The sequence below is a fragment of the Luteibacter sp. NPDC104163 genome, assembly GCF_055584245.1.
Genome location: NZ_JBVJMK010000005.1, coordinates 178,525 through 190,800 on the forward strand (window position 1 = coordinate 178,525; position 12,276 = coordinate 190,800).

General features: G+C 64.7%; 1 protein-coding gene (only partly in view). It reads left to right on the plus strand.

Annotated elements, in window-relative coordinates:
- Positions 1-12,276, plus strand: partial view of an Ig-like domain-containing protein gene (locus ACZ6YI_RS08690; RefSeq protein ID WP_465778286.1) — the 5' end (the start) only. It continues 24,258 nt past the right edge of the window; 12,276 of the gene's 36,534 nt are visible here — the first part of the coding sequence; it begins with the start codon at positions 1-3; its stop codon lies beyond the right edge, outside the window.

The window sequence follows — 12,276 nt, forward strand, 5'->3', positions numbered from 1 at the left end:
ATGGAAACGTCGAACCGTTCGTCCAGCAAGGAAGTCAGCAGCGAAGCCGCCGCAGTGGAACATGCGCCGGCCTCCATCCGATTCGAGGCGATTGAACCACGCGTCCTCCTTTCCGGTGACGTGAATCCGGCCGCGATCGCGATCGACGGCACGCTCAATACGCCGGGACAAGAGAACCACTTCCAGTTCAACCTGCAGGACGATCGCAAGGTCGTCTTCGATAGCCTGACGAACCGCACCGATATCAGCTGGAGCCTCAGCAACGCGCACGGCACGATCGCGAGCTCGGCATTTGCGTACACCGAGAGCAACGGTGGCGTGTACGACCTGGGCGCTGGCAACTACACCCTGACGGTCAGTGGCAACGCGGACGCCGTCGGCGCGTATGCACTGCGTATCGTGGACGCAAAATCGGCCGCGCCGATCGCGAACGGCCAGGACATGACCGGCACGCTTCAGCATGGCAACGACAGCGCGGTGTACGGCTTCGACGCATCGGCCGGCCAGAAGTTCTCTTTCGCGACGACAGCGCTGGCGGCCAATGCCCAGGCCAGCTGGCGCCTGATCGATCCCAACGGGCAGATCGAACTCAACGGCGGCAGCATGAATGCCACCGCGTCCGGATTCACTACCCGGCTCAGTGGTCAGTACCTGTTGCTCGTCGACGGCCCCCAGTCGAACACCGGGCCGGTCGATTTCGGCTTCAACCTCAAGCGCATCGACGACATCGATGCCGCGCTCACGCTGGACCAGACGACCTCCGTCGCCGCGCCGGTGTCGAGTCAGTACCTGCGCTACCACTTCGATGTGGATACGCCGCGCAGCGTGATGTTCGAGAACCTCGGTGATACCGACTACTACTGGACACTAACTGGTCCCAACGGTTTCTCCACCAGCCGCTATGGTGGTTATGCCAGCTTCGATGCGGGCAGCTTCGCGCTGGGTGCAGGTGCCTACACCTTGACGCTGGAGCGCGCATACAGCGACATCGCGTCCATCCAGTTCGCGCTGCATGACCTCGGCAGCCTGCCGTCCGCTACCGATGGCCAGGCTACCACCGGAACCCTTGACCCCGCCGGCTTGTCGCAAATTTTCCGGATGTCGGTACAGCAGGGGCAGAGCTACGATATCTCGGCATTGACGGCCAGCACCTCCGGGGCGCGATACCGTATTTTCGATACGCGCGGCGAGTCGGTGCTGGGATCCACGAGCATTCCCTCGGCAGGAACCCGTTTCACTGCGAATGCCAGTGGCGATTACATCGTGGTCCTCAGCGGAGGATCTACCGATCCATCGGCGCCCACGTCGTTCGGCTTCCGTTTCCAGGCCGTCCCGGATGTGGTGAAGACGCTCGATGCCGGTTCGTTCGGCGCCGCCGCCACCGTGGCCGGCACGATCGCCCTGCCCGGCCAGCGCACCCTGTATCGTTTCCATCTCGACAAGGCCACGACGCTGGCTTTCGACGGTCGCCTTGGCGCAAACGCGTACTGGGCGCTTAGCGGCAACGGTGCGGTCACGTTCGGGCAAACGCAACTGCTCAATGGCAACGACAGCCTTGTTCGTTTCCTCGACGCAGGCGATTACACGCTGACGATCACCGGCAGCAGCAACAGCATCGGCGATTTTGGTTTTGCGCTGGTCGACCTGGGTGCCGTGCCCCCGATCACGGTGGGTGCGCCCACCAGCATCCACAACGACAGCCCTAACCAATCCCGCGCGTATCGCTTCAGCGCGCTTGCGGGCGACCACTTCACCGTGGCCTCGTCCATCAATAGCTACGACGCGTCGTGGCGTGTCGTCGATACCTACGGCAACATCGTGATCGACACGCGTTACCTTGGCTACAGCACCAATACCTTCGACCTGGCGGGGAGCGGCGATTACACCCTCCTCGTCGATGCGGGAGCGGTGAACGATTTCACCCTCACGCTGCAGAAGGGCGCGAACACGCCCCCCGTCGCGCCGCCAGCCGGCGATACCATCGGATTCGGATCCGTTGTCTCCGGCACGTTCGGCAGCTGGAATGAAACGCGGACATTGCATTTCACCGTCCCGTCCGATGGTCTGTACATCCTGGACAACCAGGCCGATTCCAGCAGCGCCACATGGACGCTTACCGGACCGGGTGGTATCGCCCAGGCCACCCTGCCCATCACGTCCTACGGTGACCGGAAAGTCTATCTTCGCGCTGGCGATTACGCCCTCACCGTGCAGGGTGCGCAGTCCAGCGGTAGTTTCTCGCGCAATGGCGCTTACGCGTTCCGCGTGGTCGATGCCTCGGCGTCCCAGCGGGTCGTGCTTGGCCAACTCACCCAGGTCACCCACCCGGGCAACGCATCGACGCCGCTGCGCATCGACGTGCCTGCCGCGGGCGGGATCGTCGTCTTTGCCGATAGCGGGAATTTTGCGCTCTACGATGCCTACGGTCGCCTCGTCCCGGGGGTGAGCGACAACTTCCTCGGCGGCGCGACGTATGATCTTGCCGCGGGTGCGACTTATTACGTCCAGAACCAGAACAGCGGGTCCGGAAGCATCACCGACAAACTGACGGTCGCACTTCGCACGAGCACGACCACCGCCCTTCCCATGAACGATGTGGTCGCCGGCACGCTCGTTAGCCGCGCGGACGTTGACAGCTACACCTTCACGATCGATCAGCCACGTTTCGTGCATTTCGACACGCTGGCCGGCGGCACGAACGCCAACCTGCGCTGGTCAATCACGGACAGTTACGGCCAGAATGCCCGCAACCAGGCGCAGGCCATTAACGACGCCAGTGGTATCTGGCTGGAGGCAGGCCAGTACACGCTAAGCCTGCATACCATCGGTGCCACGGCGCAGGATTACCGCTTCCGTCTGCTCGACGGTTCCGTCGCACCGCCGGTGGAGCTGGGCACCCCCGTGACGTCGACCGCGCCGGGAGACCAGATGAGGTTGTTCCGCGTCCAGGGCGTGGCCGGCCAGCACCTCTATTTCAACCCCGCCGCCAATGCCAGCGTCGGCAGCTGGGCGCTTTACGGACCGAACGGCACCGTCGTCGTCAACTCGTATAACGGCTTCAATACCGTCGCCGACATTGCATTGACGAAGACCGGCGAGTACACGCTCGTCCTCGCGCCGTTCTCCGGAACTGTCGCGCCGGTCGCCATGGCCTTCACGCTTGGGTTGCGTACGCAATCGACCGCGACCGCCGCGCTCAACACCGACATCGCCGGCGCGCTGCCGTCGATGGGCAGCGCCGTGAGCTATGGATTCACGCTCGAGGCCCAACAAGTCGTGTCGTTCCTGAGCACCGCGGGCAACTACGGTACGCGATGGACGCTCACTGGTCCCGGTGGCGCGGTGTTCTCGTCCCGCGATCTCGGCGACCAGGCGACCCAGCTTCTGGCAGCCGGAAACTACACGCTGACCGTGCAGCGCGCGGACCTTGATACGGACGATTTCACCTTCCGCATCGTCACCGCAAGCGGCCGGACCGCACTGGGTGCCGGTACGAGCGTGCAGGAAACCCACGTCGAACCGTCGACGCGCGTCTATTCCCTCGACGTTGCCGATGGCCAGTATGCCGTCGCACTCACCGGTAACGGGGGCGGGTCCTGGTGGCTGTATGACCGCAAGGGCAATCAGGTAGCCAGTGCCTACGGCGGCTACGTACCCAACACGCTTTCCCTGGCGGGGGGCAACTATTCGCTCGTGGTGAGTTTCGAGGGTTCGGCGGATCAGCCGGACATGACGCTCAACGTCATGCCGCTGACGACGGTCAATCGCGATCTCGTTCCCGGTACGCCGGTTCAGGGCATCCTGGATGTCCCGGGCCAGTCGATCGTGTACCAGTTCTCGATCGACGCGCCGGATGTCGCCTTGATGGACGCGCTACAGATCGCTCCCGGCGTGCGTTGGACGCTGACCGGACCTACCGGCGTCATTCGTAACGACGATGCGCTGGACCACGGTTCGCAGCGCGACGTGCTGCAGTTGCTTGCGGCGGGTACCTACCAGCTCATGTTGCGCTCACCTTTCGGCGCCATCAGCCCCTTTGCCTTCGATTTCCGGCTGTTGAGTGCCCTGCCCTCCGTCGGTTTCGAGGCCGAGCAGCCGCTGACCCTTTCTTCTGGCGAAGGCTCGCAGGTATTCCGTGTCGATGCGGGCGATCTCGACGCGTTCCGCTTGCGCGCGGGCGACGCGTTCGGGCTCACGATGAGCGTATACGATGCGAGGGGCTACTACGCCAACATCAACGGCAGCATCAATGCCGGCGAAAGCGCTTCCTTCCTCCTGCCGGGCAAAGGCATCTGGTACGTGATATTGAGCGGCGACGGTGACGATACCGTCGTCGACGGCGATGCCGGCAGCATCTACTTCGATCACCGCCTGCGCGGCCACGCCACCGTGGGCCAGGTTGTCTCGGGCAGCACCACGACGACGGACTTCCCCGCCGAGTACACGCTGGACCTCGCCACAGCCACCCGGCTTGTCGTTCGCGGTGCCGACGCCGGCACGCAGTGGACGATCCGTCTTGGCGATGGCACCGTGGTCGCGAACGGCACGGGCGCTGACGCGATTCCCGTTTCCCTTGGCAGCGGCCACTACCTGCTCGACATCACGACGTCGACGCCCGGTGCGTTCTCGCTGGATGTAACCGAGCTTGTCGCGATCCCGGCGTTGCCGGGCAGCGGAAGCCAGAGCGGCGACCTCGCTGCCGATGGTCTGGCGATCCTGCGTGTCATTGCCACCGAAGCCATGTCGGACCTCGACCTTTCCATCGATGCCCAGGTCATGGTCTCCGTGTATGACGGGGCGGGTCACATCGTGTTCCAGGGCCAGGGGCCACTGGCGGCGGCAGCCATCGCACGCGGTGTGTTGGCCGGCACCGACCGGACGATCGTGCTTCGTGGCGCGGCGGGTGCGCATTACACGCTGACAAGCGTGGAGCGCGCGGGCGATGTCCAGGTCGTGCCGACCGCGTTGCCGCTTGGCGGCACGCTTGATGGCGTGCTGGCGCACGCGAACGACAGTGCGACCTTCCGGCTTTCCGTCGGCTATCGGCAAACCCTTCCGCTGGCCGAACTGTTCCGCGACGCGGGATCGAGCGGCATCCATTGGCGGTTGACCGCTCTCGACGGCACGGTGGTGGCCGACTGGAACGATGTATCGCCGGATACGTCGTCCGTCATCCTTCCGGCAGGCGAGTACCAGCTCACGATCGCCGCCCTGATCGATAACGCCCATTACGCTATCGCCACCCGCGACACCAGCCACGCTCCCCTGCTGGTACTGGGCGGCAGTGACGTCACGATTCCCGCACAGGCCACGGCGACCGTCGTCCGCTTCGACCTGCCCGTCGCTCGTGCACTGGACCTGGCTTTTGCCGCCGACGGTCTTTCCAGTTGGAAGCTGTTCGACAGCCAGGGCCGCGAGGTTGCCTCCGGTAGCGGTGCCGGTTCGATGCACACCGAAACGCTCGACGGTGACCTGTACACCCTGGTGCTCGAGCGTGCCGCCGCCGGCGACTCCGATCTCGACGTTGCGGTCCGGATCGATCCTGTCACGCCGTTAGTCCTCGTGCCGGGAATGCCCCTGGCAGGACATTTGGACAATGCAGGCGATCTGCTGGTCACCAGCGTGACGCTGGCAGCGGGCACCTACCTGCACCTGGGAGGCTCGTCCGGCCTGGAGGTGCGGCTCGTGGTGGACGGCAACGCGGGCGACTGGATGTCGCTCGATGCCCTGAGCGGTGTTGCCGACTACTTCGACGCCGGCACGTACGAGCTGCAGTTCCGCGCTACGGCGGATGATGTCGACTACGCGGTCGATATCGTCGATCTGGATGCCACCGCGCCTGTCGGAAGCGACAACGACGTTACTCTTCCGGCCAGCGGATTCCTGGCCCTCACCCTCCCGGTAACGGCCGTGGAAGGCACCACGATACACGTCGGCGCAGCCAGCGAAGGCACTCGCTGGGCATTGCTCAACGGCGCGAACATCGTGGCCCAGGGCTATGGCGACGGCGACGTCGATCTTGGCGCCCTGACGCCGGGCACGTACGCCCTGTTGGTGCAAGGCGAGGCAGGGACCACGGTCGCGCTGGGCGTCACGCATGCCGCCCTGCCTACCGCCGTCGCGGGAGGCACTCTCGCAGGCACCACCGGCGATTCGAATACGGCCGAATACCTGTTCCATGTGGATGGACAGAGCCCTTACGCCGCCTTCTCCATACTGGGCAATCCCGATATCGAGCTGGTCGATGAGCGCGGAGACGCGATCTACCTGGGCGCGTCGCCCAAGTGGCTGGACGCCGGTGACTATGTGCTACGCGTCAGCACGTCGGAGCCAATGACGGCGTACGCCATCGTGCTCGTGTCGGTGGAGCCGGCGACGATCAACCAGGACACCACGATCACCCTGGACGATACGGTGTCGGCGGCGGTGTATGCCCTGCCCAGCACCACCTCGATTGCCTCCCTCTCGTTGAACATCGAGGGCGACAACGCGGACGACATCTATTGGGTCGTGCTCCGCGACGGCGACATCGTCAACGATGGCTACGGACCATTCGACAGCAAGCAGCGTACGGATGGTGGCGACTTCCAACTGATCGTGGTTCGCCTGGCCGTTGGCGGCAGCCTGACCGGCCATCTCGCCATCGCACCGTATGTCACGCCAGTCCAGCCTATAGTCCCGGGTTCGACCGGCTCGCTGGACCTCAACGACGATAACGGCTACGAGCAGGCGTATGGGTTCACGCTTGATTCCCCGCGCACGGTCTATCTGGCCTTTCCCGACGGATCGACCAACGGCACGTATGACATCACCGATGCGACCGGTGCCACTGTTTTCGTGGACGACGAGTACATCGGCAATGACGTACTGACTCGCCTCACCGCGGGCAGCTACATCATCCGCTTCCACGAACGGCTCCGCTCCGGTGGTGGCGAGTCTCGCGAATCGCGCGAGACCGGCGAAGGCGTGACCTTCCGCTTTGACAGCCTCGAAGCGGCACCGTCGCTCAGTGCGGACGGCAGTGTCACCGTCGTCCCTTCAGGGGACGGCGATACGCGGTATGTCCGCCTCGATGTCGTGACGGGTACGGAACTGACGCTTCAGCAGACGAGCCATTTCCAGAATCTCAATTGGGGAATCATCGGTCCCAACGGCGATTACGTTTACGGCGGATATGGAACCTACGCGGCAGACTTCACGCTCATTCAACCGGGCACCTATTACCTGCGGATCGGGAGCTACGGTACCGACGGCGAAGCTATCACCTTCAAGTCGATAACCACGGCTGCCGCCCCGACGCCGCCCGCCGATATCGCCCTGGTGCTCGACCATTCCGCAACGGTTACCATCCCGGCCGGAAGCGCCGCCGGTTTCACCTTCCACCTGGCCAAGGACGATTTCGTCTGGCTCGCATCTGACGTCGACCAATACAGCCTGAACTGGCAGATCGTGGACGCTAGCGGCGCCGTGGTCGCCAGCGACACATGGTTACCTTCTCGCGGGACGCACGTCGTCGCGCTGGCTGCCGGCGACTACCGCCTTGTCTTCGTCAATGGTGGCAGTGCGCGGACGCTATCCCTTGATCTGCTGACGTCCGCTTCGGCCCCCGTTCTCGCCGCCGACGCTCACGACATCAACGGCACTGGCCTGTTCGCGCTGCATGTGTCCGCGGGTCAGTCGTGGTTGATGAAGCCGACCTACAGCGCCTTCGTCACGCTGTATCGTCCGGGCCACGATCCCGTCTACTTCAACGGCGACGGCGAAAATGCGTCCGATCCGCTCCTGGTTACCGCCTCGTCCGATGAGACGTGGTACTTCATGGTCGACAGCGCCGGATACATCGGTGCCGGTCTTTTCTTCGCGGACGCGCCGCCGGCGCAGCTTACCGCGCCGGAGACGATCGACTATCGCGGCTTCGGCGATCTCTACTCACGCTCGCTCCACGTCGGAACGGAAGGCGCGTGGTACATCAGCCTGAACTATGTACCCGCAGACCTGCGCGTACATGTGTCCGGCCAGGGAATCGAGCGTGACTTCTTCCTCGCCAACGGAGACGCCAGCGGCGTGCTGCTCACGCTTCCCGTGGGCGACTATCGCGTCGATTTCATATCGGCTTACGGCGGGTATGGCTGGGGAAGCGCGTTTGACCTGTCCTTCGCCGATCTGAGCGCCGCCGCCCCACTGACTGCCGGTCAACCTGCGACGGTGACGGTCTCGCCTGGTCTGGATGCGTTCGTCACGTTTGAGGGGCGCGCGGGTGAACTGCGTTCGTTGACCATGCCGTCGTCGGGGCTGGACTGGATCCTTCTGGGGCCCGATGGCGAGGAATACGCATCGTCCGATGGCCATGTGGGCAATCTGTTGCCGCCGCTTCCCGCGGACGGCATGTACGTGCTGCGGTTGATCAACACGTATGACAGCAACGAGCCGAGCGACTTCACCGTGGAGATCAGCGGCTCGCTTGCGCCGACGCTGCCGGCGGTCGCACCGGGCGACATCATGCTCGTTCCAGCCACCGGCAACGATGCCTTCGGCGCCATCTATCAATTCGACCTGTCCGCGCCCTCATGGCTCCTCCTCGGGACGTCCGCGGCGGGTTCGGGCTACGGTCGCTGGACCCTGACGGGCGACGATGGTTCGGTCACCTCGGGCGAGTGGAGCCAGGACGGTTCGTTCCAGCCCCTTGACCTGCGCGCCGGGCACTACACGCTCGCGTTTACCAATGAGGGCGGGGACGCCGGCCTGCAGCTGTACGACGGCACATCGACCCTGGCGCTGACGCCCGACATGCCGTTGCGACTTGCCGGCGGCACGAGCATGCCGCAGGTCGTTAATCTTCCGGCGCCCATCTACGGGCCGTTCAACCTTCATTTCTCGAAGGCGGGCGCGGGCAACTGGACGGTTTACGACAGCAACGGAGGCATCGCCGCCTCTGGCGCCCTGGGCGAAGACGCCACGCTCAATCTTTCTGGCGTCTACCGTCTCGTGGTCACCAGGTTCGACACGACGGCTTCCGACGTGGAGATCACCCTCCAGCATCGCCCGCGCGCACCGGATGTCACGGTGGGCGACTACTCGCCGAGCGACCTTGCGTTCACCATCGCTGCTCCGACGCAGATCCTGCTCGATGTCACGGCTGTCAGTAATAGCCGATCGTGGACGCTTCTTCGCGATGGCCAGGTCGTCGCCAGCGGGGTATTCGACCAGGCAAGCCTTGTCCATGGCGTTGTTCTCGGCGTCACCGCAGGCGTTTACCACCTTCGGATCGACGATTACGGTTCGTTGAGCGCGACCGTGCGCGATCTCGCGCACAACACGATGACCCTGAGCGGTACGACGCTCAGCGAGGAGGTTTACTCCGGCCAGTCGTCGTCCTACGGCTTCGACGCCGAGGCTGGGCAGGTCGTATCGATCTCTGATCGCGGCGACGGTTCGTCGTGGCGGATTTACGATGCATACGGCGTGCTGGTCGCCGATCTGGGCAGCGGCGGTGTTTCCGGAGCCCTGCCCTCCAGCGGCCACTACTACCTCGTCCGCGATGGCGGCTATGGCGGCTGGGCCACGTTCTCGAACAGCTTCAGCCTGGCGGCAGCCACCCGTCCGCTCACGCTCGGCATCCAGGTTGTCGCATCGTTGCCCGCCACGGGATCTGCCCTATACGACTTCGACGGTAGTGCCGGCCAGGTCCTATGGCTTTCCTCGACGACGTCCTTCGCCGCGTCCATCGAAATCGTCGACGAACATGGCGTGCTGGTGTATTCGCGTTCGTCGCAGTACATGCCGGTGCAGGCGATCACGCTGCCCGCGGATGGGCATTACACCCTCCGCCTGACGGCACTCGGCGGCTATGCGCACACTGTCGGCTTCCGTTTGGATGACATCACCGCGGCGCCGGCGCTCGCCAGTGGCGAACTGGTATCCGGCGTGGTGTCGTCATCGACAGGTGCGCAGGCCTGGAAGGTCGATGTGGACGCGTCCGGTTCGTTCTGGCTGAACGTCGTAGACAGCGACTGGCCGCTGCGTTTCAGCTTGGTATCGATGGCGGGCGATGTGGTCGCCAGTGGCGACGGCACCACGTCGCGCGGCTTCTTCGGACTGGCACCCGGTCAGTATTACCTCGTGTTCGACCTCAGCTCGGACTACTCGGCGGGTTACGCCTTCTCCGTCGGCAGCACATCGCACCCGCTTGCGGCGAACACGATCACCCAGGGGCAGTTGCCTGCAGGTGGCGGTGCCGTTCGCTACGACGTGCATACCGACCACGACACGACCATCGTCATCGACGGCCTGGCCGGCGACAGTTCCGTCCGCTGGACGCTGGTCGGGCCCAACGGGGCGATCAACTACGGCTACATCCACAATAACGACAACGCCACGGATTTCGCGGTCAGCGTACCGGCCGGCGACTATATGCTCGTGCTGTGGAGCACGAACGGCACAGCCGGGAATTACAGCTTCCGCCTGCTGGATACCGCCGCGGCCATTCCGCTGGCAGTCGATACGACTGCCGTGGCGCATATCGATCAGCCCCGTGGCATGGCGATGTACGGTTTCGACCTCGTTGCCGGCGAGACGTATTTCCTCGACGCGTTGCCCGGCGAACAGCTCGAAGCATTTGCCAGCTCGATGACCTGGCAGCTGATCGACCCGACCGGGCATCCGATCAACTATATGTCCGTGATTGGCTCCACGAACAGCTTCCTCGACGCCGACGGCAAACCCCACTATCGCTTCGACGGTAGCGGCATCGACCTGGGCAAGCTCACGTTGGGCGGCCATTACACCCTGCTGATCGAGCGGACCGGCGCCGACACGCGCGTCGTTGCCGACGCCACCTTCCGCATGATCCACGTACCGCAGCCGCCCACGGTCGATCTGGGCACCCTGAGCACGGACCCGACGCCCGACCTCGCGATCAACCACGTCGAGCTGACGCCGGCGAGCGGCTTCGAGACGGGGCAGACCGTGCAGCTGTCCTGGGTCGAGGAGAACCGCGGCACGCTCGATACCCAGGGTGGCTGGAACGACCGAGTCGTCGTCCGCAACATCGCCACCGGGCAGATCGTTCTCGATGTCACCGTGCCCTACGAGGGCACCGCGGGTATCCCCCGTGGCGAGGCCATCACCCGTCTCCTGACCCTCCAGCTGCCCGGCGGCGCGGCCGCGGCGGGTGAGTTGTCGATTACGGTCATCGCCGACGTCGACAACCTGGTGAATGAAAGCAATGAAACCAACAACAGCGCCACGCTCACGATCGACGTGGCGCTGGCGGCGCACGCGGATCTCACCGTACAGGGCCTGACGCTCTCGCCCGCCACCGGCTTCGTGGCCGGACAGCAGGTAGCCGTCGACTGGACCCTGGTGAACGCGGGCGACCGCGATGTGACCGAGCCGTTCAGCGAAACGGTCGAAATCCGTAACACCGCGACCGGGCATGTGGTCGCCACGGTGACCCTGCGTGATCTGCTCGACCAGGGAGCGCTCGCCGCGGGCGGCACCCGCAATCGCCACGCGACCTTCACCTGGCCCTCGGGCGTCGATGCCGCGGGTACGTTCTCGATACGCGTGATCGCCGACGTACTCGGCGAAATTGACGAAGCCAATAGCGCGGGCACGGGCGAGACCAACAACACGGCCACGGCGTCCGTGGTCGCCGGCCCCGACCTCACCGTGCGCAACCTGACCATCGTCAGCACGGAGATCCAGGCCGGCGGTACCGTCACCATCACCTGGGAAGACTGGAACGACGGCGCGAGCCCCACCGCCGCCGCCTTCCTCGACCGCATCACCGTCGCCCGTGCGGATAACGGCCTGGTGCTGGTCGATACCGCTCTCGCCTACGATCCCGCCGGCATCGTCGACGGCCACGCGAATGGACCGATCGGTGCGGGCGAGCATCGCCTGCGCAGCTTCACCTTCCGCCTGCCTGACGGCCTCAAGGGCGCGGGCAATCTCTCGATCACGGTGGCGTCGGACCAGAATACGGCCGGCAATGGCGTGCTCTTCGAGGCAAACCTCGCCGGCAATGCCGAAGACAACAACACGGCGTCCTCGTCGCTGGTGTCGGCCACGACCCAGTACGCCCACCTGCAGGTTTCCGGCGTTACCTCGCCCTCGCAGGCGACCACGGGCCAGACCGTCACCATCGGCTGGACCGTGTCGAACAGTGGCCCAGTGACCACTTCCGATGCGTGGACCGACGACATCGTTCTCAGCCGGGCCGGCATGCCCGACATCGTCATCGGCAGCGTCAGGCATGCAGGTGCCCTCGCCAAC